This window comes from Natronocella acetinitrilica (genome assembly GCF_024170285.1).
In the GTDB taxonomy this organism is placed as follows: domain Bacteria; phylum Pseudomonadota; class Gammaproteobacteria; order Nitrococcales; family Aquisalimonadaceae; genus Natronocella; species Natronocella acetinitrilica.
Map to the genome: position 1 here is coordinate 70,499 of NZ_JALJXV010000009.1, position 22,155 is coordinate 92,653.

The 22,155-nt window shown below is 62.7% G+C and carries 22 protein-coding genes, 2 tRNA genes and 1 other RNA gene; 16 read left to right on the top strand and 9 right to left on the bottom strand.

Annotation, left to right across the window (positions count from 1 at the left end; genetic code table 11):
• Positions 1-14 precede the first annotated feature (14 nt).
• The 3 genes from guaA to tadA are packed head-to-tail and all read left to right on the top strand — an operon-like array spanning position 15 to position 2,527.
• Positions 15-1,592: a glutamine-hydrolyzing GMP synthase gene (guaA, locus tag J2T57_RS17460; protein WP_253482354.1), complete on the top strand. Its 1,578-nt coding sequence runs from the start codon at positions 15-17 to the stop codon at positions 1,590-1,592.
• Between the two features lie 21 nt (positions 1,593-1,613).
• A complete protein-coding gene (locus J2T57_RS17465; RefSeq protein ID WP_253482357.1) occupies positions 1,614-2,030 on the top strand; it encodes a hypothetical protein in 417 nt (138 codons plus the stop codon).
• Positions 2,027-2,527, top strand: coding sequence for a tRNA adenosine(34) deaminase TadA (tadA, locus tag J2T57_RS17470; RefSeq protein ID WP_253482378.1), 501 nt, complete (start codon positions 2,027-2,029; stop codon positions 2,525-2,527). Before J2T57_RS17465 ends, tadA begins: the two co-directional genes overlap by 4 nt.
• Here the strand turns inward: tadA and mltF are convergent.
• On the bottom strand, positions 2,516-3,985 hold the full coding sequence (gene mltF, locus J2T57_RS17475) for a membrane-bound lytic murein transglycosylase MltF (RefSeq protein ID WP_253482380.1): 1,470 nt from the start codon (positions 3,983-3,985) through the stop codon (positions 2,516-2,518). The two genes, tadA and mltF, sit on opposite strands and share 12 nt — an antisense overlap.
• Before the next feature lie 65 nt (positions 3,986-4,050).
• On the opposite strand from mltF, the gene J2T57_RS17480 reads away from it, so the two are divergent.
• Positions 4,051-4,140 (top strand) — tRNA-Ser (locus J2T57_RS17480).
• A 55-nt stretch (positions 4,141-4,195) separates the two neighbouring features.
• A non-coding RNA gene (locus J2T57_RS17485) (RtT sRNA) lies at positions 4,196-4,320 on the top strand.
• Between the two features lie 384 nt (positions 4,321-4,704).
• Here J2T57_RS17485 and J2T57_RS17490 read toward each other — a convergent pair.
• From J2T57_RS17490 to modA, 4 genes are read right to left on the bottom strand one after another with little or no spacing between them, the layout of a single operon-like run.
• Positions 4,705-5,358 carry a class I SAM-dependent methyltransferase gene (locus J2T57_RS17490; RefSeq protein WP_253482384.1) on the bottom strand — a complete coding sequence of 218 codons (654 nt, stop codon included), beginning with the start codon at positions 5,356-5,358 and terminating at the stop codon, positions 4,705-4,707.
• Positions 5,355-6,476 (bottom strand): ABC transporter ATP-binding protein, encoded by a 1,122-nt coding sequence (locus tag J2T57_RS17495; RefSeq protein WP_253482386.1) that lies wholly within the window; start codon positions 6,474-6,476, stop codon positions 5,355-5,357. Before J2T57_RS17495 ends, J2T57_RS17490 begins: the two co-directional genes overlap by 4 nt.
• Positions 6,466-7,137 (bottom strand): molybdate ABC transporter permease subunit, encoded by a 672-nt coding sequence (gene modB, locus J2T57_RS17500; protein ID WP_253482395.1) that lies wholly within the window; start codon positions 7,135-7,137, stop codon positions 6,466-6,468. The genes J2T57_RS17495 and modB overlap by 11 nt, the downstream gene beginning before the upstream one ends.
• Before the next feature lie 4 nt (positions 7,138-7,141).
• The gene (gene modA, locus J2T57_RS17505) at positions 7,142-7,924 is read right to left on the bottom strand and encodes a molybdate ABC transporter substrate-binding protein (RefSeq protein ID WP_253482397.1); all 783 of its coding nucleotides are present in this window, start codon (positions 7,922-7,924) and stop codon (positions 7,142-7,144) included.
• Positions 7,925-8,056: 132 nt separating this feature from the next.
• On the opposite strand from modA, the gene J2T57_RS17510 reads away from it, so the two are divergent.
• From J2T57_RS17510 to J2T57_RS17520, 3 genes are read left to right on the top strand one after another with little or no spacing between them, the layout of a single operon-like run.
• Positions 8,057-8,380, top strand: coding sequence for a winged helix-turn-helix domain-containing protein (locus J2T57_RS17510; RefSeq protein ID WP_253483037.1), 324 nt, complete (start codon positions 8,057-8,059; stop codon positions 8,378-8,380).
• Between the two features lie 51 nt (positions 8,381-8,431).
• Positions 8,432-10,255 (top strand): AsmA family protein, encoded by a 1,824-nt coding sequence (locus J2T57_RS17515; RefSeq protein WP_253482399.1) that lies wholly within the window; start codon positions 8,432-8,434, stop codon positions 10,253-10,255.
• A gap of 26 nt (positions 10,256-10,281) precedes the next feature.
• Positions 10,282-11,181 carry a mechanosensitive ion channel domain-containing protein gene (locus tag J2T57_RS17520; protein ID WP_253482402.1) on the top strand — a complete coding sequence of 300 codons (900 nt, stop codon included), beginning with the start codon at positions 10,282-10,284 and terminating at the stop codon, positions 11,179-11,181.
• 25 nt (positions 11,182-11,206) lie between these two features.
• Here J2T57_RS17520 and J2T57_RS17525 read toward each other — a convergent pair whose 3' ends face one another.
• From J2T57_RS17525 to J2T57_RS17535, 3 genes are all read right to left on the bottom strand, one after another.
• A complete protein-coding gene (locus J2T57_RS17525; RefSeq protein WP_253482404.1) occupies positions 11,207-12,919 on the bottom strand; it encodes a hypothetical protein in 1,713 nt (570 codons plus the stop codon).
• 145 nt (positions 12,920-13,064) lie between these two features.
• Positions 13,065-13,469, bottom strand: a complete 405-nt coding sequence (locus J2T57_RS17530) for a DUF423 domain-containing protein (RefSeq protein WP_253482407.1) — start codon at positions 13,467-13,469, stop codon at positions 13,065-13,067.
• An 81-nt stretch (positions 13,470-13,550) separates the two neighbouring features.
• Positions 13,551-15,353: a monovalent cation:proton antiporter-2 (CPA2) family protein gene (locus tag J2T57_RS17535; RefSeq protein ID WP_253482410.1), complete on the bottom strand. Its 1,803-nt coding sequence runs from the start codon at positions 15,351-15,353 to the stop codon at positions 13,551-13,553.
• A 44-nt stretch (positions 15,354-15,397) separates the two neighbouring features.
• On the opposite strand from J2T57_RS17535, the gene J2T57_RS17540 reads away from it, so the two are divergent.
• The 7 genes from J2T57_RS17540 (at position 15,398) to J2T57_RS17570 (ending at position 20,330) form a co-directional block, all read left to right on the top strand.
• On the top strand, positions 15,398-15,931 hold the full coding sequence (locus J2T57_RS17540; RefSeq protein WP_253482414.1) for a hypothetical protein: 534 nt from the start codon (positions 15,398-15,400) through the stop codon (positions 15,929-15,931).
• A complete protein-coding gene (locus J2T57_RS17545; RefSeq protein ID WP_253482417.1) occupies positions 15,924-16,637 on the top strand; it encodes a BCCT family transporter in 714 nt (237 codons plus the stop codon). Before J2T57_RS17540 ends, J2T57_RS17545 begins: the two co-directional genes overlap by 8 nt.
• Before the next feature lie 185 nt (positions 16,638-16,822).
• Positions 16,823-17,476, top strand: coding sequence for an ABC transporter permease (locus J2T57_RS17550; protein WP_253482420.1), 654 nt, complete (start codon positions 16,823-16,825; stop codon positions 17,474-17,476).
• Positions 17,473-18,216 carry an ATP-binding cassette domain-containing protein gene (locus tag J2T57_RS17555; RefSeq protein ID WP_253482427.1) on the top strand — a complete coding sequence of 248 codons (744 nt, stop codon included), beginning with the start codon at positions 17,473-17,475 and terminating at the stop codon, positions 18,214-18,216. The genes J2T57_RS17550 and J2T57_RS17555 overlap by 4 nt, the downstream gene beginning before the upstream one ends.
• A 2-nt stretch (positions 18,217-18,218) precedes the next feature.
• Complete coding sequence (mrtJ, locus tag J2T57_RS17560; RefSeq protein ID WP_253483040.1) at positions 18,219-18,668, top strand: JDVT-CTERM system glutamic-type intramembrane protease MrtJ; 450 nt, start codon at positions 18,219-18,221, stop codon at positions 18,666-18,668.
• A gap of 84 nt (positions 18,669-18,752) precedes the next feature.
• A complete protein-coding gene (locus tag J2T57_RS17565; RefSeq protein ID WP_253482430.1) occupies positions 18,753-20,174 on the top strand; it encodes an autotransporter outer membrane beta-barrel domain-containing protein in 1,422 nt (473 codons plus the stop codon).
• Between the two features lie 79 nt (positions 20,175-20,253).
• A tRNA-Arg gene (locus J2T57_RS17570) sits at positions 20,254-20,330 on the top strand.
• Between the two features lie 744 nt (positions 20,331-21,074).
• On the opposite strand, the gene J2T57_RS17575 is transcribed toward J2T57_RS17570, so the two are convergent.
• Entirely contained in the window at positions 21,075-21,212 is a 138-nt protein-coding gene (locus J2T57_RS17575; RefSeq protein WP_253483050.1) for a hypothetical protein, read from the bottom strand.
• Between the two features lie 309 nt (positions 21,213-21,521).
• Here J2T57_RS17575 and J2T57_RS22490 point away from each other — a divergent pair, with 309 nt between their 5' ends.
• Positions 21,522-22,154: a restriction endonuclease gene (locus tag J2T57_RS22490; protein ID WP_366519127.1), complete on the top strand. Its 633-nt coding sequence runs from the start codon at positions 21,522-21,524 to the stop codon at positions 22,152-22,154.
• Position 22,155 lies beyond the last annotated feature (1 nt).

Genomic DNA, 22,155 nt, shown 5'->3' on the forward strand with positions numbered 1-22,155 from the left:
CCAGCAGGAGTTCCATGGCCGTCGATATTCATGCAGACCGCATCCTCATTCTCGACTTTGGGTCGCAGTACACGCAGTTGATCGCCCGGCGCGTGCGCGAGGCGGGGGTCTACTGCGAGATTTATGCCTGCGATGTGGCGGATCAGGCCATTGTCGACTTTGCGCCCACCGGGCTGATTCTGTCCGGTGGCCCGGAGTCGGTGACCTTTTCCGAGACGCCACGTATTCCCGCCGCCGTTTTCGAGCTTGGCGTGCCGCTGCTGGGCATCTGTTACGGCATGCAGGCGATGGCGTCGCAGCTTGGCGGCAGCGTCGAAGCCTCTGACGAGAAGGAGTTCGGGTACGCCAGCATCCGTGCTCGGGGGCACTCGCGGCTGCTGCGTGACATCGAGGATCACACCACGCCGGAAGGCTACGGCATGCTCGATGTGTGGATGAGCCATGGGGATCGGGTCAGCGTGCTGCCGGACGGGTTCAAGATCATCGCCAGTTCCGAGTCCGCACCCATTGCCGGTATTGGTGATGATGAGCGCGGCTGGTACGGCGTGCAGTTTCACCCGGAGGTCACCCACACCACCCAGGGTGCGCGAGTCCTGTCCCGGTTCGTGCACGACATCTGCGGCTGCGCCGGTGAGTGGACGTCCGGGAATATCATCGAGGACAGCATCGCGCGGGTGAGGGAACAGGTGGGTAACGGCAAGGTATTGCTGGGGCTCTCCGGCGGGGTCGATTCCTCGGTGGTGGCGGCGTTGCTGCACCGGGCTATCGGTGATCAGCTCACCTGCGTGTTCGTGGACAACGGCTTGCTGCGCCAGGATGAAGGCGACCAGGTGATGGCGACCTTCGCCCGTCACATGGGTGTGAACGTCATCCGCGTTGATGCCGAGGCGCGATTCCTCGCCGCGCTGGAGGGTGAGACCGATCCCGAGCGTAAGCGCAAGATCATTGGAAACCTGTTCATCGACGTGTTCGATGAACAGGCGGCAAAGTTGCAGGATGTGGACTGGCTGGCCCAGGGCACAATCTATCCCGATGTCATCGAATCCGCAGGTGCGGCCACCGGCAAGGCCCATGTGATCAAGTCCCACCACAATGTGGGTGGGTTGCCGGAGCACATGAAGCTCAAGCTGGTAGAGCCGCTGCGAGAACTGTTCAAGGACGAAGTGCGGCGCATCGGTCTTGAGCTTGGCCTGCCCTCCGACATGATTCAGCGCCATCCCTTCCCGGGGCCGGGTCTTGGTGTGCGCATACTCGGCGAGGTCAGGAAGGAGTATGCAGATCTGCTGCGCCGTGCCGACGCCATCTTTATCGATGAACTGCGCCGCCATGACTGGTATGACAAGGTCAGCCAGGCGTTTGCCGTTTTCCTGCCGGTGAAGTCCGTGGGTGTCACCGGTGATGGCCGACGCTACGAGTACGTGATCGCGCTTCGTGCCGTCGAAACCGTCGACTTCATGACCGCCCGCTGGGCGCATCTGCCCTATGAGTTCCTTGATCTGGTGTCCCGGCGCATCATCAACGAGATTCATGGCATTTCCCGGGTGGTTTACGATATTTCCGGTAAGCCACCGGCCACCATCGAGTGGGAGTAGGGGGCGCCCTCGGAGCAAGCCATGGATCTTCACTCCGCCGCTGCGACCATCGAACAGGTACTGGAAATCGCGCAACGCCGGTACCGGCGGCATGGGCGTTCCGCCACGGAGCTGGAAGCCGAGAGGCTAGGCAACCTGGCAGCACTGGAGCAGGTCGATCACCTGTTGATGGACTACTGGGACACGCTGGATGACATCGCCGCGGGTCGGCCGAGCGATGATCTGAGCAGCGGCTATCAGCCCCATGTCTGGGAATTGAGCAGCGGTGTCCGGGTGGCGCAGCCACCCAGCGAGGCGCTAAAGCGGGTCGCCAGGCTCGCTGAGCTGGATCTCAGTGACCCGAGCGTCGGGTCGGCGTCCGACCGGCAAGCTGTCCGCTGGCTGCAGGAGTACGTCCGCCGCCACGCCGCGACCCTGGATCGCGTTTCCGACACATGAGTAGTGATGACGATGTTGCGCCGTCCTCAGTGGAGGATCAGCGCTGGATGGATCGCGCGCTGACCCTTGCAAGACAGGGCGAAGCGGCAGGCGAGGTGCCGGTCGGTGCGGTACTCGTCAAGGACGGCGAGGAACTGGCTGCGGGATGGAATCATCCCCTTGGCGCCCATGATCCGACCCTGCATGCGGAGATCCACGTGATCCGGGAGGCGGCGCGGCGCCTGAGCAACTACCGTCTCCCCGGCACAACCCTGTATGTCACCCTGGAACCTTGCGTCATGTGCGTCGGGGCCTTGATCCACGCCCGCATCGCAAGGTTGGTCTATGCAGCCCCGGAGCCGAAGACCGGCGCGGTCACCAGCCGATTTCAATTGCTAGAACCCGGCTTGCACAATCACACAATCGAGGTGCTCGGCGGAGTTCGGGCCGATGAGAGTGCGGAACTGCTGAAGCGTTTCTTCATGGCGCGACGGCGAAGATGCCGTTCACAGTGTTGACTGCAACAACCCCGCCAGATTCAGGGCGCGGCGGCGGGCCTCCGGTTCATAGGGCCGTCCCACGGTCACAAGCGTAGTGCCTGGTTCCGGGTCGGTAATGCGCGTCAGCAGATCGTAGTAGGTGCGGATCTGCGCGACGTACGTGACCGGCTCCTGGCCGCGGGCATAACCGAATCGCGTCTGTTCGTACCATTCCCTCTGACTCAATAGCGGCAGTGAGTCCTTGATGTCCTTCCAGGTGTCGGGGTCGCCACCGCGGATCTCCGTCAGCCGCCGCGCGTCTTCGAGGTGGCCCATGCCCACGTTGTAGGCGGCGAGTGCCAGCCAGGTGCGAACCGGCTCCTCGATGCGTTCCGGGATTCGCTGTCGCAGGCTGGCGAAATAACGTGCTCCGCCGTCAATGCTTTGCACCGGATCCAGTCGATCCTCAATGCCCATTTCCCGGGCCGTAGGCAACGTCAGCATCATGATGCCACGCACCCCAGTCGGGGAGACAGCGCGGGGATTCCAGTGGGACTCCTGATAACCGATGGCTGCCAGCAGCCGCCAATCTACCCCGGTGCGGGCAGCGGCCTCTTTGAATACCTCGCGGTATTCCGGGAGGCGTTCGGTGATGTGGCGCAGGAAGACCCGCGCGCCAACGTAGTCGAACTGTCCCAGGTGGCCAAGATAGCGCTCCTCGATTTGCGCCAGGCGACCACTGTTGCGCATCTGCTCGAAAAAGTGTCCAGAGGCACGGTACAGCGTATCGTCGCGGCCGTTGCGAAAGGCCCAGACCAGATCGCGGGCGCCTTCCAGGGTGAAGGCAATGCGAAGCTCGGGGTAAAAGTGCTGGGTCAGCTGCAGGTCGATGGAGTCCACCACGGTGAGTTCCGCCTCGCGATTCCACACCCGGTACAGTAACTCTTCGGTACCGGGGCTCGCGACCTCGTTCCAGGACAGCTCCGGGTAATCGCCGCGCAGGTGCTGCAGCCGCTCGATCTGGCTACCATAAGCCGCTATCTGTAGATCGGCGCTGTCCATGGCCGCCAGATCTGCGACCGTTTCCGGCCGACGCTGTCCGAAGCGATAGATCACGTGCTGCTCCACCGACAGATAGGACTCAGTGAAGCGGAAATGCCGATTACGTGCTTCAGATGGGCTCAGCCCCGCCGCCGCGAGGTCAGCCGAACCGGTGGCCAGCGCGTGATAGACATCCGCCTTGCTGCTCGCGACCAGCATGTCCAGTTCAACGCCCAGATAGTCTGCAAAGGCCCGCGCCAGATCGTATTCCAGGCCGGTGGGCCCATCCGAGGTATGGCTCAAGGTCGCGGGGCCGGCAACGGTTACCACGCGCAATACACCGGATTGCTGTACGCCCTCGAGCGCCGTTGGCTTGTACAGAAGCCCGGAGGCCGAAGCGCCAAGCAGCCCCAGACAAAGCGTCGCAATGAGTATCCGTAGCACACGTGACGGCATGGGCGTCATTCAAAAGCAAAGGGCTTTTATTGTAGACTACGCGCTCGCTCAAGTAAGCGGCCTGCGGAGAGGTGCCAGAGCGGTCGAATGGGGCGCACTCGAAATGCGTTGACCCCTCGCGGGGTCCGGGGGTTCGAATCCCTCCCTCTCCGCCACATACACAAAAGCGGCTCCCATCGGGAGCCGTTTTTGTGTATGTCGAATAGCCGGGATTCGAGCCCCCGGGGATAGACAAGTCGGGTTCGACGACCGAGCGTTGCGAGGGAGAACGTCGCCGCAGGCGGCGGCCCGAAGGGTGAGGCGCGCGGCGCCGAATAGGACCTCCCTCTCCGCCACATACACAAAAGCGGCTCCCATCGGGAGCCGTTTTTGTGCGTGGGTCGAATAGCCGGGAAATGTTGGGCGCGCCAACGCACTGACAGACTTCGCTGACCGTATCATTGTGCGCCTGTAAGCACCCCTTGGTTTCCCCCGGGTGCTCTAACAGCACGAGGCACGCCATGGTTAACGATTATCCCCAATCTGCAGCCCGAGACAGCAATACCCCTCCCCGAAAAGCGCCTCCGGGGCCAGCAGGAGGAGAGGACCGTTCGAAGCAAGCACCCGGCAAGCAGGCTGAACACAAACCCCGAAAGGCGCCTCCTGGGCCGGCAGCGCATCAGGGGAGTGGCGATAAAGAGCGAGAATAGCTGGCAGTCTCAAGGGCTGGTGGACAACGACTAGCCCTTGCGAAACAGCACGACATTTTTGGCTGGCACCTGCATTTCCCATTCAAATAGTTCCGCCAGCCACGCCAGGCTCTTCTCGCTGTAGAAGGATACGTGGGTCGGGTCGCGCACATAGTGCCAGTTTGCGAACCGCTCTTGCTCGGGGCGAAAGCCCGTCATTACCGCTAGCCACCCCCTTGGCCGCAACAAGCTGTCGAGTTCGCGGAATTCCGTGCCGGGGTTGTGGAAGTGTTCTGCGGTTTCGGTGCAGGTTACGAAATCGTACTGGCGCTCTAGCGCTGCCTGAGCGGGTGCAAAGTAGGGATCATACAGCGCCATCGTGTGTCCGGCCTCCTGCAACATGTACGCAAGGGCTGGCCCTGGCCCGCAGCCGTAGTCGAGCCCGTGGGAGCCGGGGGCAAGGCGCGCTAGTAGTGGCTCTGCAGCGCGGCTTAGGAAGCGGCGATACCCCGGATCTCGTGGATCATTCTCGTGGGTCGCATAGTAGGTGCGCTCGGCGGCGGGGTTCAGGCGTTGGGCGGGGTCAAGCCAGACCAGATCACAGTTTTCACAGTGCAGATAACGGCGCTCCCGCCAACTGGCATAGGGTACACCGCTTGTTGTGTCGCAGAGTGGGCACATGCTCGCTTCGGCCGTTGTGTTCACCGTGGTTCCTGCACCGTTTCGGGCACCATGACGTGAATGCCGTCACTCAAGAGCGAGACGCTAGCCTCGGCCCCGGGGGTGAGGCCATTGCGCGCCGCCGCGTGGGTGGAGACGTTGATCTGCAGGCTGTCCGCCGTCTCGCTGCAGTGCAGGGTCACGTAAGTCTGCGCCCCAAGCGTCAGGCACTCCTCAATCACGCCATTGACGGGATTCTCGCGCTCACCACGGGACGGGCGCTCGCGGCGGTGCAGGACGATATCCGAATCCGGCACGTACCAGTGCACCGGTGTACCGGGCGGCAGCCCCGTGGTGTCGCGGATTTCCAGCTCCAGGGAGCCCCAGCGCAGGCGCTCTCCCTGTCCGTTATTGACAATCATCCCCTGGAACACGTTCGGCCTGCCCAGTAGCCGCGCTACCTGGGGAGAGGCTGGGCGTCGGAACAGTGCCTCGGGCTCGTCCGTCTGCAGGGCATGGCCCTCGTGCAGCACGCAGATGCGGTCCGCCAGGGCGGTGGCTTCGGTGAGGTCATGGGTCACGAAGAGGATGGGGATGCGGATATCGCGCCGCAGGGCGGCAAGCTCTCGCTGCAGCCGTTGCCGCGTCATCATGTCCACGGCGGAAAAGGGTTCGTCCAGCAGAAGGATGTCGGGCTCCCTGGCCAAGGCCCGTGCCACGGCCACCCGTTGTTGCTGGCCACCGGAGAGTTCGCCAGGCAGTCGTCTTTCAAGTCCCTCCAATCGCACGCGTGCCAGCAGCGCACGCGCCATGGTGGCTCGCTCCGAAGGGCTGCCGCGATCCATCGCCAGCATGAGGTTCTCAAGCGCATTGCAATGCGGAAACAGCGCGTAGTCCTGGAAGACCATGCCGACCCGTCGCGCCTGGGGCGATAGCCTTAGCCCCCGCGCTGTGTCGAGCCATACCCGACCCGCGCAGCTGATGCGGCCAACGACGCGCCGCTGCAAGCCGGCAATGGTGCGAAGGATAGTGGTTTTGCCGCTGCCGGATGGGCCTACCAGAGCCAGCAGTTCGCCGGGCTTCACGTGGAAGTCCACCGCCAGCGGAATCGGGCGCTGGGCCTTCAGCTCGATGGACAGGCCGTATTCTCTATCAGCGGACACCGACCCCCCTCGCGCGCCCGGCCAGTCCGTAGACCAGACCGATTGCGATGAACGACGCGATCAGCAGGACCAGGGACATGGCGCCGGCAGCCTCGTCGTCAAAGGCCTGAACGCGGTCGTAGATGGCGATGGCCACGGTCTTCGTCTCGCCGTCGATGGCCCCGCCCACCATCAGCACCACGCCGAATTCGCCAATGGTGTGGACGAAGGTGAGCACCATGGCCGAGATGAGGCCCGGCCAGATCAACGGTAGTTCGATGCGCGTCAGGGTGCGGGAGGTGGACAGTCCACAACACCAGGCGGCCTCACGTACATGGGCGGGGACGGTCTCGAATGCCCGTTGAACCGGCTGTATTGCGAAAGGGAGATTGAAGATCACCGATGCCAGCACGATCCCGGCAAAGCTGAAGTTCAACCCATCGCCGGTGAACGCAAGCCACAGTTGGCCGATGGGAGCGTCGCGGCTGAAGCTGACCAGCAGATAGTAGCCGAGGACGGTGGGCGGCAGCACCAGGGGCAGGGCGATCAGCGCTTCGACGAAGCCACGACCACGAAAGCGATGATAGGCCAGCCAGCGCCCCACCAGCAGGCCAATGGGTAACAGGATGGCGGTGGTCCAGGCCGCGAGCTCCACTGAGAGTCTGAACGCCGTCCAGTCCATCGTGTCAGGGTGTGTCCGGCAACTCGAAGCCGAAGTCCGCGAGCACGGCGCGGGCCGCTTCTTGCTGCAGATAGTCGTAAAAGGCCCGAGCTGTCTCACCGGCATCTGCCACCAGTGCCATGCGCTGCCGCAGGGGATCGTGGGCGCTTTCCGGAATCAGGGCGTAGGTAGCACGCTCGGCCAATGGCCCACCGCGCACCAGGGAGTAGGCGATGATGCCTCCATCGGTGTCACCGGAAAGCGCGTATCTTGCGGCCTGCGACACGTTCTCTCCATAGACGAGCCGTGGCTCGATCAGCTCCCACTGTCCGGCAGCCTGCAGTGCCTGTCTGGCCGCAACGCCGTATGGCGCATGGTCCGGATTGGCGATGGCGAAGCGCCGCAGCGTGCGGTCATCCAGGGCGGAGCGCAGGCGGACCAGGCTGCCATCCACAATCCTGTCCTCTCCTCGGGGTGCGACAATAACGATGCGGCCGATGGCATACAGGATGCCGCCATCCTCGAGATGCCCTTCCTCGTGCAGAGCATGGACGTAAGTCTCGTCCGCCGACAGGTACAACTCATAGGGAGCACCCTGGGCGATCTGCCGGCGGAAGTTACCGCTGGAGCCGAAATTAAGCCGGACGCTGCGGCCTGTTTCGGCCTCGAATTGTTCGGCAATTTCCGATAAAGCAAACTGCAGGTCCGAAGCGGCAGCGATTACCGGACGGTCCTGCTGGGCATGCATGGATAAGGGCAGTGCCAGCGTGGTGCTCAGGATTGCGGTGCGCAGAAGGGCTTTTAACACGGTAGGCTCCCATGAACCGTCTGGCGAATTCGCTGTATATCAGAAAATATAACGGACGTGACGATGACACAAATCAGGGCTGTTCGCGACGTGGCTTCGGAGGACGGCGATGACGTGCGGCTGAGTCTGCGCATGCGCCTGGGGCACGGCGTTCGCCTTGGCCCCGGCAAGATCCGTCTGCTTGAGGCCATCGACGATACGGGTTCCATTTCTGCAGCGGCCCGCAGCATGGGCATGTCCTATCGACGGGCCTGGCTGCTGGTGGACAGCATCAACCAGGCCATGGCCGAACCAGTGGTTGAGAGCCACTCCGGGGGGGCCCGGGGAGGTGGTGCCCGGTTGACGCCTGGCGGACACGAAATCATTCGTCTCTACAAGGCCATGGAGGAAAAGGCTCTACAGGCGGTTGCTACTGAACTTGATGCGCTGGGGGCGCTTGCCCGTGCGCCCGACTGATCCTCCTCCCACAGTCGATGACGCTGCTCGCTGTCTGGCCGGGGTCTCCCGATGTTGACGGGATTGCTGCGACTCGGGCTCGCGGCCCTGGCGTTTCTGTTGTTTATCGTCATCGCGGTCGCTGCGGCGCTGCTCTGGTTTGACCCGAGTGCCCATCTGCCCCGGGCGAATGCCTGGCTCAGCGAGGCCGTGGGTGCGCCGGTCGAGATCGAAGGGGAGTTCACGCTTGCTCTGCTGCCCAGGCCTGCGATCAGTGCCGATCGGGTCAGTGTCGGAGATGTCGATCCGCTGGACGGAGCAGTGCTGCACGGGCTGCGCGCCGATGTTCACCTTCTGTCGCTGCTATCCGGTGAGCCGGTGTTGCGCCGCGTCTGGATCGAGCACCTGACGGCGGATACGGCCGTGGGGCATGTGCAGGGGTCAGACATTGAACTGTTGGAAGCCGGGCTCAACACCGAGGCCCGACTGCGCATGAACCTGTCGCTCGACCACACCTCGGGCAACACGGCCACGGGCACATTTGCGGCGAGGCTACGCCCGGATCCCGATGCGAACAGCCTGCAGGTCCAGATCGATGATCTGTCGCTCCACGTCGGCAACGGGAGCGAAACGCGTGAAGGCTGGCCGCTGACGTTGCAGGGGCTCGTGGGGCTCAATCAGCCGGATCGCGAGGTGACCCTGCAGGATGTTCAGTTGCAGGCCGCAGAAATCGCAGTGGTAATGACCGGCGCGCTCAGAGCGGAGGCGGATGGCTATTCAGCCCTGGGCAGGTTGGCCATCGAATCGGACAATTTCCGCGCCGGTCTCCAGCGTCTGTTCGGGTTCGAGCTGGACGCGGAAGACGATACCGCCCTGCGTCGGGTGAGCCTGGAGAGTGGGTTCCGGCTGGAGGCTGGCGAGTTCGCATTCCGCGACGCCGATCTGCGGGTCGACGAGGCGTCCGCCGAGGCAAGCATTCGTTACACCGGCGGTGAGGATCCGTTGCTGCAGTTCGACGCGGCGATCATCGACCTCGAAGCTGATCGTTACACCCCCGAGGAGGTGGATCCGGCGATCATAAGGTTTCTGGTGCACGGTCTGCTTGATCTTGCCAGCGCCATGCGTCTGGACGGTTCGCTGGACTTCAACGCGCTGACCTCCCTGGGTCTTGTTCTCGATCGCTTGCAACTGGGCGTGACGAGCGACCGCAGCACGCTACGCTTTGAGCCTGCCCGTGCCGACCTCTACGGCGGCAGCATCCACGGTAATCTCCGCGCCGACTTGGGAAGTGAGCCCGAGCAGGCCCGTATGGATCTCTCCATCGTCGATGTCGATCTTGCCGAACTCCAGAACGTCCTTTTTGACCTGGTGGCATTGGACGCGCGGGTAGACGCCGATCTGCGGGCCAGGTTCATCGCCCGGGAGCCCGCCGACTTTCTCGATAGCCTGGATCTGGAAGTGGACCTGCTGCTCCGCGAAGGGGAAATCCTCGGTTTCAGCCTCAAGGACATGGTGGAAGACGCCGTCCCCCGAGCCCTGGGTGGACAGGATCGGGATGCCTTCGCCGATGGCGCCGGTACCCGATTCACCAATCTCACCGGGGATCTGACGCTGCGGGATAGGCAGTTGCGTAATGACGAGGCACAGGCGCGCTCTGACCATTTCCGCGCCGATGGGCAGGGCGAGTTAAGCTTACCCGGCGGCGAGTTGGACTATCGTATAGACCTGACACTGGTCGAGGCCTTCGACACGCCCAGCGAGACGCTGCTCGGCTGGCTTGAGGGGCGCAGCGTTCCCCTGCGCCTGCATGGGCCGCTCAACGACCTCAGCCTCGATGTGGAGTGGGGTGACGACGTCGAGGATCTAGAGGACGAACCGTCGGCCGGGGCACACTGATCGGCGATGGCTTCGGAGGAGTGACGATGTTCGACGTAGCAACGGAGTGGTTCAGCGCCCATAAGCTTTTCTCCTCCGTTATTCTGATAGCGGCCTATCTGCTCCTGCGGTGGATGTCCAACCGCTTCCTGCGCGGGGAAGACGAGTTCGTCAACGAGGAACGCCGCCGCCTGCTGTCCTATGTGCGCAATGGGCTGGTCCTATTGCTCGTGCTGGGGTTGGCAATGGTCTGGGCGCCGGCACTCCGGGTCTTCGCATTGTCGATCACCGCTTTCCTTGTGGCCCTGGTTCTGGCCACCAAGGAACTCATTCTGTGCGTCACCGGCGGCCTGCTGCGCACCGCGGCTGGCGCGTTCAGCGTGGGTGACTGGATACGCGTCGGCCAGCATCGCGGTGAAGTGGTGGATCAATCCTTCCTGTCCGTGACCTTGCAGGAGCTGGAAGCGGGCCCCCACAGTCACGAGTTCACCGGCCGGACCATTACGCTGCCCAACAGCCTGTTTCTGAGCACGCCGGCGATCAACGAGCATTTCTACAAGCGCTACGTCTATCACCCTGTCGAGATCACGCTGCAGGAAGGCGATGACCCCATGGCCACGGCGCGGCTCATGGAGCGCACAATGGCTGAAGCCGCCGCTGATAGTGAGGAAGTCGCCCGGCGCTATGCTGCGCTGATTCGTCGTGAAGCCGGTGTTGCCATGCCCCCCATCAACCCGACGGCACGGCTGACCACAAGCGCCGAAGGCCGCACCCGGATTACCGTGACGGGCTTTTTGCCCACCGGAGAAGTCGACCGCATCGAAAAAGCCGTCATGGAAGCGACTGTTACGGAGCTGTACCGGGGCCGGGAAGCCAGGGCCGCCCAGAAGCTGGCCGCCGCCGCCCAGCCTGTTCCTGACCGGGCGACACCCCCGGCAACGCCTTAAGCCCCGCCGGCCACGCTGCCTGCGCTCACCGCGCGGTGATGCCGTATCCGCGGGTTCGCGATCCGCTCCCCTGTGTGCCGGTGACCGTGTCGCGCTGATTGATGATCTTGAGCCAGTAGGTCCCGGAACTCGGTCCCTCTCCCAGGTCAAGCTGGACCAGGCAGTCCCGCGTGCTTTGGCGTTGCACAATCAGGTTGTCCGTGCTCCATGCCTGCGACGGATCTCCCGTGCTCAGGCGGTAGAGATGGAACGTCGAATTGTCACCGATGAAGCCGCATGAGGTGCGTTGTTCGATATCAATCCTGGAGAATCCGGCTCCGAGATCGAAGCGATAGTAGGAGTGGTTGTTTTCGATGCTGGTGGTGTTGGTCGTGCTGCTGCCATTCTTACCACCGGCGAGGGTGGATTCAGTGCGTCTGTCCGGATAGATGCGCCGTGGATCAGTGGGGGAGCCGGCATTCAGATTCCCCGGTGTGATCGTGAGCTCCCTGCCGGCCGTCAGGCCACTACTCAGACTGACGCGAACGTAAATCTTGCTCCCCCGGGATACGATTCTTGTGCCGAGACCGCGGCCGTCGCCTGAGGGAACCCGCTCGTGGGCTGACGGTGGCAGCGTGCCATCGGCGTTTCTGCTGAGATAGACGTTGAGCTCCCTGCCCGCCGTGCCGCCAGGCGTGAGAAACCGGAAAGCGCCGTCATAGGGTGCCTCGAAGCGGAACAGCTGTTGTTCCCCCGGCTCCAGGGTGAAGTCGTAGCGCTGGCTCAGGCAGAGCTTGATGAACCCGTACTGGTCCGCTCCCCCCTGGGAGCAGGAGGCCGTGAGCCCCAGGCCTCCCTGATCCGAGAGCTGCCGTGAAACCTCCAGCGCGTCAAAGTTGTCCGCCAGGCGGGTGAGCGACTCCACGATGGTGCCATCTGCCACCAGTTCCCGGGCGTCGGCGCGCAGTTCGCTCCACAGCGTCTGCAGGGCATTGCTTACATTAGAGGTGCTCCAGGCCTCCGGGCCACTGAGCAGCGCCAACGCCTCGGTCACATCAGATCTCGCCGAGAGTGCTGCCATCAGCTTCGTGAACACGCCGCTCAGCTGTTGATCAAGCGGATGCTGATCAGGTAACGCGAACAGGTTGACTGACCGCGGATCCGTCGGGAAGTCCAGGTCCTCGTCCAGACGACGCAGAGCAAAATCGACGCGACCATCGAATTCCTGCCCGGCGGCCATGCGATCCAGCACATACGTGGTCATCACGGTTGTCAGCACATTCACCGCCGTCGGGAATGGAGGCGGCGAGGACTCGTCTTCCGGAATACGCACCACACTGCGAAGCGTTACCGGGCTCCCCGCGACGGTGCCAGTGGCCTCGCTGAACCAGTCACCCGTCACCGTAATCAGTGACGGGCCATGCCAGTCGATATTGTCGAAGCGAAAATCCCCGTAGGTGTCCAGGGTTGTTGCGACGCCCTCGCTTGCTGCGGTGCCATCTGCGGCGAGTGGCTGGATGGTGACGGTTCCGCCGGGTGCCAGCGGCCCCTTTTGTGCGAAACCATCTGCTGACTGCAGCCTGGCCAGGAGTGACTCCGGCGCTTCACTGTCCCCACCGCCTACGGCGGGGTCACCTTCCGTGTCCGGGTTTTGTGCGCTCGACCCGCCGCCACCGCCACCACCGCTGTTACAGGCGGAGATGGCAAGGGCGCCCACCAACAGGCAGAGCGGCCAGAACCCGCGTAGCTTGAATGTCATCGTTCATGTTCCTCATCAGAGAAGCGCCGCCGGGAACCCTTCCCGGCAGATAGGGTTGAACGTGGCATTAAGCGGCTATCGATGGGATTGCGGTATGACCCGAATGGGCTAGCCTCCGGGCTAGCCCGGTTGCGGATTCAGGACACTACTGCGGGCTGGGCGAACGCCCCGGTAACGCCGTAAGCGCCGCCCAGGCCAGCACTAGCCAACCGAGCATCAACGTGATGCCGCCCACCGGCGTGACCATGGTGATGGCTGGTTGGTTGAGCACCGCCGAGAGGTAGATGCTGAAGCTGAAGAGCAGGGTGCCGGCCACGAACAACCAGCCGCTCAGCGCCAGGCGCTTTGCCGTGTGTCGCGCCAATGGGGTGAGCAGTGCAAGGCCGATTGCCGTGACGATCAGGGCGCCGATCTGGTGGTAGCGGACTGCCGTCATCAGGTGGCGAAAGACTTCATCGCTCACCGACGGGCGCAGCGCGTGTTCGGCGGATGCACCAATGGCCACGGACAGAAAACCCAGAACGGCACCAACTGCCAGTACGCTGCGCAAGATCCGATCTCCTCTGCGAAGGCGCCCCGTTTGGCGCCGAATGCTGCCCGCCGTGAGACTCCCGCGCCGGCCTGTGGTTCCTCAGCCTGGATTCTTCTTGCGCCGTTGTTCGGCGTCCGCCGCATAGAGTGTCTGCAGTTCCCGCGCCGCCTCCTGCGTTGTCTGGATCAGTTTCTGTTCATCGCCGAAGACAGAAAGCTGCCGCAACAAGGTGGCCTCGTCGTGGATACGGAAGGTCTCCACGGCCCGCTCGGCCTCGACTCGGGGCATACCCAGGCGGCGGAGCAACTCCTGGGTCAGCACCAGGCTGGAGTGCAGCGTTTCCCGCACAAGCCGATGAACGCCAAGGCGCAACAGCCGGTGCGCATGGTGCCGCCCGCGGGCCCGGGCCAGCACGGGCAGCGTTGGATACTGACTCCGGATCAGCTCGGCGACCTGCATTGATGCATCAATATCGCCAATGGCGAGCACCAGCGCCTGCGCATCCCGCACGCCGGCTGCCTCGAGGAGATCCAGCCGGGTGGCATCGCCATAGTAGACCTGGTTACCATAGCGCCGGACGAAATCGACCTGTTCGGGATTGATGTCCAGCACGGTGTAGGGGATGTCCAAGCCTTGCAAGACGCGGCCGACAATCTGCCCGAAGCGGCCGAATCCGACAATGATCACCCGGGGCTGGGTGTTCTCCGGTTCGTCGAAGCTGCGTGCCGGTGTTTCTATCCGGAAGCGGGGCCGCAGCCAGCGGCTGCTGGCAAGGAACAGCACCGGTGTCGTCGCCATTGACAGGGAAACCACCAGGATCAGCGTGTTGACCAGATCCACCCCCAGCACCTGGGCTGTCACTGCTGCGGTGAGCAGCACGAAGGCGAACTCACCGCCCTGGGAGAGCAGCACGCCAAGGTCGGCAGATTCGCGCCAGGGCAGGCCGTAGAGGCGGGATGCGAACAGGATGGATACACCCTTCAGCACCAGCAGCCCCAGGGTCAGCGCCGCAATTACCAGGGGTTGTTCCAGCAGCAGCCCGATTTCCGCGGTCATGCCGACGGCCATGAAGAACAAGCCGAGCAGCAACCCCTTGTAGGGCTCGATATCCGCTTCGATCATGTGCCGATACTCGGAATCGGCAAGCAGCACGCCGGCAATGAAGGCCCCTAGCGCCATGGATAGTCCGGAGACGTCCATGAGAAGCGCTGCGCCGATCACCACCGTGAGTGTCATGCCGGCGAAAACCTCCCGGCTTGCTGCCCCCGCGGCCAGGCGAAACAGGGGGCGTAGCAGGTAACGCCCGCCAACGGTAAGCGCGATCAATGCGGCCGCGGCAATGCCGACCTCCGCCAGCGCCTGCAGGGGCGCCTCGGTAAGGAGCAGTCCACCCCCCAGGATGGGCACGATGGCCAGCACCGGGATCGCCGCCAGATCCTGGAATAGCAGCAGAGCGAAACCGTTCCTGCCGTGCCGCGTCTGCAGCTCGCGGCGTTCTGCGAGCAGTTGCAGGACCAGCGGCGTGGAGCAAAGCCCCAGGCTGAAGCCGACCACCAGCGCTGCGATGGGGGGCAGGCCCAGTGCCAGACCAGCCGCGGCCAGAATTGCCGTGGTGATGAGGACCTGCAGGCTGCCGAACCCGAAGACCGGTTTGCGCATGGCGCGCAGACGGGAGGGCTTGAGTTCCAGCCCGATGACAAACAGCAGGAACACGATGCCGACCTGGGCGAACTGGAAGACGTCTTCCGGGCCAGGCACCAGGCCAAGCAACGACGGGCCGATCACGACCCCCGCCGCCAGGTAGCCGAGCACTTCACCCAGGCCGATGCGCTTGAACAGCGGTACAAGCACCACCGCTGCAACCAGGAATATCAGGGCATTAAGGAACAGGCTTGTATCCAAGTGTTTGATCTCGCGTTTCTTTCAAACCAGGTCGGAGGCACGTTATGGAAGCGCTGAAGTATTCGCGCCGTTGCGCTCGAGTCCGGTTTTCGTTCGTGGCTAGGAGCAAGGTGCCGCAGGTAGTGGTTCTACCTGTGGTGGCTTGCGACAACGCCATGGGCGAAAACCGGCCGAGCCCCATGGGGTTACACACGGATTTTCCGCGCTGCGTTGTTGCGACGCTTGGTCGTGGAACCACCACGACGCTGCGCGCCGCGCCTAGCATCACGAAAAATCGATGTGTAACGCAGCGGCGTGAATACTTCAGCGCTTCCTTATACCAAAGCAACATGTACCATAACGCTTCCGGGCGCTATGCTGACTTGACGTTATGCTTTTGCCGGCACGTCGCTGCCGGTGTCTCCTGCCATCCCGGCATTCTGATCGTGATGGCGTCCGGACTCTCTCGCGCCCTGTCGCGCGCAACCAGGGAGGAGCGAATGACCGCTTCAGAAAAGCGCATCAAGACAACCATCCTTAGCCTCTGGCGGGGCCCAGAACACGCCGGTATGGCAGAGGGTATTCTGGGCGGTGATTGAGGGCCTGATCGCGTCGATTCTGCTGATCGCCGGTGGACTCAGTGCATTGCAGACCGCGTCCGTTGCCAGCGCATTGCCGTTTGCGATCATCATGCTCATTGCAGCTGTCGGTATGTGGCGCGCACTGGTCATCGAGGTGCACCACGAGGCGAGCCTCCAGGCACACATGCAGCGTGGCCATCAGGGCACGAAATCCGGCATGGGGCTCTGGAAGCAGCGTCTGTCCAGCCTGGTGGGCTTCCCTGCGCAGGACAAGGTCTGGGGCTTCATCCGCGAGACGGTACACCCGGCCCTGCGGGAGGTTGAGCGCGAGTTGAAGCGCCGCGACTGGCCGGCCGAAGTGGTTACCGATGACGAAAACGGTCGTGCCTACCTCAGCGTGGTGAAAGAGAACCAGCTCGAGTTCGTCTATGACGTGCGTCTGCGGCAGTACACCAAACCGGACTATGCCTATCCGGAGCGCAGCCGTGGTGACCAGGACGCAGAGCACTACTATCGGGCGGAGGTGTTCCTGCAGAAGGGTGGTCAGGCCTATGACATCTATGGCTTCGACCAGCAGGACATCATTAATGACATTCTCGATCAGTTCGAGAAATACATGAACTTCCTCGAGAATTCTCCCGGCATTCTGCCATGGAAAATGGGCGAGCACGACGACGACCTCCGGGAGCGGGAAGAAGGCCCTGCGCCCGGCACGGCGTCGTGATCATGGGGCCCGGTCGGTTCTCCCGGCCGGGCCTTCTACTGCATATACCTGCGTTTGCCTGTGTTTTGTCCCTGAGCGGGTGCGAGATGCTGCCTGAACGGGCATGATGCGCACTTTATCGGTGCGGGTGGGCGAAGAGCGTGGGTGAAGGCGCTTTCAGAACAGCGTTTGAATTGATTGTCGGAATGGACGCGGTGCTGATGAGCATCGTGGCCCTGTCTCTGCAGGTGTCTCTCTCGGCGGTAATCATCGCCAGCGTCGTCGGTTTGCCGCTGGGCGCGGCGCTGGCGCTATGGCGCTTTCCCGGCCGAGGGGCGCTGATCACGCTGCTTAACGCTTTCATGGGCCTGCCGCCAGTGGTTGCCGGGCTGATGGTCTACCTGATGCTGTCCCGGGCCGGGCCGTTGGGCCAGTTTGGTCTGCTCTTCACGCCCACGGCCATGGTCATTGCCCAGGTGCTGCTGGTGCTGCCTATCGTCGCGGCGCTCTCGCGACAGATCATCCAGGATCTGTGGCAGGAGTATCACGAGCAACTGCAATCCCTGGGGGTCTCACGCCTACGCGCAATCCCCACCCTGCTCTGGGACGCCCGATTCAGCCTCGTGACCGTGGTGCTGGCCGGGTTCGGTCGGGCCAGTGCCGAAGTGGGCGCTGTGCTCATTGTCGGCGGCAATATCGAGGGCGTGACCCGGGTGATGACTACGGCCATCGCACTGGAGACGAGCCGCGGCAATCTGCCGCTGGCGCTGGGGCTTGGTATCGTGCTGGTGCTGTTGGTAGCCCTGGTCAACGGTGCTGCCTATGTCATTGGTGAAACCGCACGCAGGCGGCTGGGATGACCGAGATGAGCCAGGGTGCTTCCCTACTGCCGCTGGAACTTGATGGTGTTCGTTTCGAGCGGGAAGGGCAGGTCCTGCTGCAGGGCGTCTCACTGCGCCTGGAGCGCTATGGACGCACCATCATCATGGGGCCGAACGGTGCCGGCAAGAGTCTGCTCATGCGTCTCTGCCACGGGCTGCTGAAGCCCAGCGCCGGCCGGATTCGCTGGGCCGGTGGGCTTGGTGGCAATGCACTGGCCCGGCGGCGCCGACAGGCCATGGTGTTTCAGCGGCCGGTGATGCTGCGCCGTTCAGCCCTGGCGAACGTCACCTACGCGCTGGCGGTGGAGGGTGTACCCCGCAGTGAACGCCAGCAGCGCGCCGTTCAGGCGCTGGATCGATTCGGCTTGGGCGAGATCGGCCATCGACCGGCACGGGTGCTATCCGGCGGTGAGCAGCAGCGGCTCGCGCTGGCAAGGGCCTGGGCGTTGCGCCCGGAGATCCTGTTTCTGGATGAGCCCACGTCTGCGCTTGACCCTGCTGCCATCAAGGCGGTGGAAGACGCGGTGCAGGGCTTCTATCACTCCGGCACGCGGGTGGTGATGACCACCCACGATCTGGGGCAGGCCCGGCGCCTGGCCGATGACGTGATCTTTGTCTGTCGCGGCCGCTTGCTGGAATACACCCCCGCTGCAGAGTTTTTCCACCAGCCGCGCAGCGCCGAGGCTGCAGCCTTTCTGCGTGGAGAGCTGGTCTGGTGAGCATGCGGCACCTGCGCTTTGCGGGCGTGCGGTGGCGTGATCGCCAACTGTGGCTGGCGCTTGCCCTGGGGCCGCTGGCCTGGGCTGCACTGGTGCCGGTTCTGCCGTTGACCGAGCAGCCGTTATGGCCTTTCGCGGCACCGCTGACGCTGCTGCTTGCCGTCGTCATCTATCCGGTGCTGGAAGAGATCGTATTTCGCGGCGTGATTCAGGACTGGCTGGCGGAGCGTTTCAGTCGCAAGTGGTGGCCTCTTTCCCTGGCCAACATAGTCACCAGCGCACTGTTCGCGGTTTTTCATCTCTGGAGCCAACCCCCTCTGTGGGCCTTGCTGGTGTTCTTCCCCTCCCTGGTGTTCGGCTATTTTCGCGAACGCCACGACACGCTGGGCACGCCGATTCTGCTGCATGCCCTCTACAACCTCGGGTTGGTCTGGCTTTTTGTTGGCCCATGAACAGCGATTCGTGCCGGGGGAGCACATCGTGACCACTGTTCTATAGTTGAGTGGAATGCCGGAAGCCGTCGGGGGGGATCGGTTATGGGCACTGCGTGTCGACTTCATAGTCACGTTCGCCATTGCTACCTGGCCAAGGGCGGCCTTCTTCTTGTTGCACTCCTGTCTGTTTCTCCAGCCTTCGCGCAACTTGCCGACATACCCGGCCTGACACCGGCGCAACGGGAAGCCGCGCAAGCCGGGCAGGATGTGTACCAGGCGCTACGCCCGCAGGGCGAACAGGGTGAGCTGCCCGCGCGGCAGCAGATTCTCTTCAATGCGGTCGAGGCGGCTGTGCACACGGCCAATGAACTCTTCGACGTGGAAGGAGAGCCCACGGCCCGATCCCTGCGCTACGACAACGTCGACGCGCTGATCGAGGTGCTCGACTGGGTGGCGAACGAGGAGGTGGGTTCCGGCTCGGGGCTTGCGCAGGATACTGCCTACGCCCAGTTTGCCCATGTGATCGGGCGGCTAAGCATGCTGCAGGCCGGCGGCGTCACCTACGCCGGTTCGCCCGGCGCCACGGACCAGGACGGCCGGATTATCGCCTTCGGTCATGGGGCGGCCGGGGGAGGGGCCGGCGATCTTGTCAGCCGCTGGGGCGGATTTGCGGCAATCTCCTACGGAGCAGTCAAGCGCGACCCCACCGATCGGGAGAATGCCTACGACGCCGATCGACTGGGGCTGACCGTTGGTGCGGACTATCGGGTGACGGATACCGTTGTGCTCGGGGCCTCGGTGGGCTACAGCCGGGCGGACTTGGACTTTGACTCGTCCCGCAGCACGGTGGGGGGCGGTATCGATGCGGACTCCATTGCAGCCTCCGGTTACGGCCTATACGACGATGGCGAGTTCTACACCACCGGCATTGTCACCTTCGGCCATGTCAGCGTGGACATGGACCGCGATATCACCTATCCGTCGAACAACCCTGATGTGCCAAGTGCCAATGAGACCGCACGCTCATCCACCAGCGGCCAGCAGTTGCTGCTTGGGCTCGGGGCCGGCTACCAGTTCGACCTGCAGCCCATGTCTGTTGGCCCCTTTGCCCGGCTGGATGTCATGCGCATTCGGATGGACAGTTATCGTGAAAGAGGCGCGGCCCCCTACAACCTTCGGGTGGACTCGCAGACCATCAAATCGTTGCGCTCCACCTTGGGTGTCGAGGGCAGTTATCCCGTGGTCATGAATTTCGGTGCCCTGGTGCCGGGGTTCTCCTTAGGCTGGCATCACGAGTTCGAAGACGATCGGCGAGAGGTGGCTTCCCGCTTCGTCGCTGATCCCAGCGGCACGCGATTCAGGGCTGAAGGTGATCGCCCGGATCGGAACTACTATTCCCTGAACGCAAGAGTGACCGCGATTTTCGCTCACGGGCTGCAGGCCTTCGCCGAGGCCGAGACGATTCTCGGCCTTCGCAACGCCTCTGCCTACGGATTCACCGTGGGCGGCCGAATGGAATTTTAATGTCGTGCGTCATGGGTTAGCCCGGCAGCGTTGACGATCGGGGACGATTTCGCCATACTCTGCGGCCTCGAAAGAGCACGCGCCCGTAGCTCAGCTGGATAGAGTACCTGGCTACGAACCAGGTGGTCGGAGGTTCGAATCCTTCCGGGCGCGCCATTTTTCAAGGGTTTACGGCTGCTTCAGGCGACGCCCTGTCCCATAAACAAGCAGCTGTCCCATAGAATGCAGCGCTCGCTGCTCTATTTCACCGGTTTCACACGTGCAGGCTTGCGACGATAAACATGAATCGTTGCCACATGCTCTCCCATCCGTTCGCGGTGCCTCTTGTCGTATCCAACGTCAACTAGTCTGGCGGAGCAACGCGCGGGAAGACGTCAATAACAGGCTCTCTTCGGGATCACTCCTGGTCGGACGGCTGCACGTGCCTTAACCAGGATGAAATAGCAGAACATCAATTCAACGCTGGAACGATACCGAATCAGTTCACCGAGCTGCAGAGTACTGTGTTCAGTGCAGGGACAAGGCAGTCGAGTCTGGCGAGAGCCTGGCTCTGGAGACGGTGTTTTCGTCAGGCGACAAGCTCGACGCTTTGCAGCGTGCCAAACGATTCGGGTTCTTGGTCCGCATGTTTCTGTTGGAACTAACTCCCCGGAAATCACTGCAGCTCGAATTACCCGACGAGTGATGGAGGGGGGCATGCGGTACCAATGGACTCAATCATCGAACGGTATAAGCGGTCCATGGTGAACTGTGAGATCGCGATGCACTCGGTGAAATAGGCACGTGAAGCCGGGAGTGACAAAGATTCCAGGCTGTTTTGGCCGATATTCACCGTTTTCAGGCTCTTCGGCCCGCCGGTTGCCGTGTTCAAGACGTAATCCTTCCCAGGAGCGCGGGCATTCATCGCTGTGCGAGCACCAGGTTGGTAAGCGCGAACAGCGAGAAGAGCTGCGCTTCGTTCTTGGCCGGGCCGCGATAGCGCACCTTGCGATGACTGATGTGAACGGTATTGCCTGGGAGCGATTTACTGCACAACATCAAGATGATGAAATCAGTGAAATATGGCCATAGGCCAGCTATCCGCCCTGAACTACGAATCTGCGCCGCTTGCTTCGGTAGTTTGGGTTCGAACACAAGCAGAAAACATTATTTGCAGTGACAGGGAGGGTCGATATGGGGAGGCGCAAGTCCAGTCTGCTAAGCGATCTGGCTAGTCTTCCATGGTGGGTCGGGGTCGCCATAGGAGTTGCAGGCTACCTGCTATTTGCCCATGGTGCGCGTGTATTTGCATCCGGCAATCCCTTGCTTGAGGGAGTGGCGCAGAGCGCCGCATCCTTCCTGGCACCGATGTGGCTTTTGCTTTGCCTGTTCGGTTCAGGTTTCAGCGGCCTTAAAGACTGGCGAACCCGACGTCTATACGATAAGCAAAGAGGCAGGCCTAATCTCGCTGCCTTGTCCTGGCAAGCGTTTGAGCGCCTGGTAGGCGAGCATTTCCGACGGCGGGGGTACCGCGTCAGCGCGACTGGGGGCTCTCGGCCGGATGGCGGAATCGATCTGGTGCTGACAAAAGACCAGGAGCGCTATGTTGTTCAGTGCAAGCACTGGAAGGCACGTCAGGTCGGAGTTTCCGTGGTCCGCGAACTCGTTGGGAGCATTACGCAATCCGGGGCGGCCGGTGGTTTTCTCGTGACCTCAGGCAAGATGACCGGGCCAGCGATGGAATTGGCCAATGATTCAGGCATTGAGGTCGTTGACGGAACCAGCTTGCGAGCAGACCTGAGTCCTCATGATTCCCTTGACGGTGTCAACGATCTGTCCGAGACCAGCGCGCCGCCCGGTTCGCCGGCGTGCCCGATTTGCAGTAATGGGATGGTCCTACGCACTGCACGAAGAGGAAGACAATCAGGACAGCAGTTCTGGGGCTGTTCCAACTTCCCGAATTGTCGCGGGACAAGGCAACTGTCGGAAGTTCGGCGGTAAG

Coding starts and splice junctions, on each gene's coding strand:
- guaA (WP_253482354.1), top strand. CDS start 15: ATGGCCGTCGATATTCATGCAGACCGCATCCTCATTCTCGACTTTGGG.
- J2T57_RS17465 (WP_253482357.1), top strand. CDS start 1,614: ATGGATCTTCACTCCGCCGCTGCGACCATCGAACAGGTACTGGAAATC.
- tadA (WP_253482378.1), top strand. CDS start 2,027: ATGAGTAGTGATGACGATGTTGCGCCGTCCTCAGTGGAGGATCAGCGC.
- mltF (WP_253482380.1), bottom strand. CDS start 3,985: ATGCCGTCACGTGTGCTACGGATACTCATTGCGACGCTTTGTCTGGGG.
- modB (WP_253482395.1), bottom strand. CDS start 7,137: ATGGACTGGACGGCGTTCAGACTCTCAGTGGAGCTCGCGGCCTGGACC.
- J2T57_RS17510 (WP_253483037.1), top strand. CDS start 8,057: ATGCGCCTGGGGCACGGCGTTCGCCTTGGCCCCGGCAAGATCCGTCTG.
- J2T57_RS17515 (WP_253482399.1), top strand. CDS start 8,432: ATGTTGACGGGATTGCTGCGACTCGGGCTCGCGGCCCTGGCGTTTCTG.
- J2T57_RS17520 (WP_253482402.1), top strand. CDS start 10,282: ATGTTCGACGTAGCAACGGAGTGGTTCAGCGCCCATAAGCTTTTCTCC.
- J2T57_RS17525 (WP_253482404.1), bottom strand. CDS start 12,919: ATGACATTCAAGCTACGCGGGTTCTGGCCGCTCTGCCTGTTGGTGGGC.
- J2T57_RS17540 (WP_253482414.1), top strand. CDS start 15,398: ATGGAAGCGCTGAAGTATTCGCGCCGTTGCGCTCGAGTCCGGTTTTCG.
- J2T57_RS17550 (WP_253482420.1), top strand. CDS start 16,823: ATGGACGCGGTGCTGATGAGCATCGTGGCCCTGTCTCTGCAGGTGTCT.
- J2T57_RS17555 (WP_253482427.1), top strand. CDS start 17,473: ATGACCGAGATGAGCCAGGGTGCTTCCCTACTGCCGCTGGAACTTGAT.
- mrtJ (WP_253483040.1), top strand. CDS start 18,219: ATGCGGCACCTGCGCTTTGCGGGCGTGCGGTGGCGTGATCGCCAACTG.
- J2T57_RS17565 (WP_253482430.1), top strand. CDS start 18,753: ATGGGCACTGCGTGTCGACTTCATAGTCACGTTCGCCATTGCTACCTG.
- J2T57_RS17575 (WP_253483050.1), bottom strand. CDS start 21,212: ATGTTGTGCAGTAAATCGCTCCCAGGCAATACCGTTCACATCAGTCAT.
- J2T57_RS22490 (WP_366519127.1), top strand. CDS start 21,522: ATGTGGCTTTTGCTTTGCCTGTTCGGTTCAGGTTTCAGCGGCCTTAAA.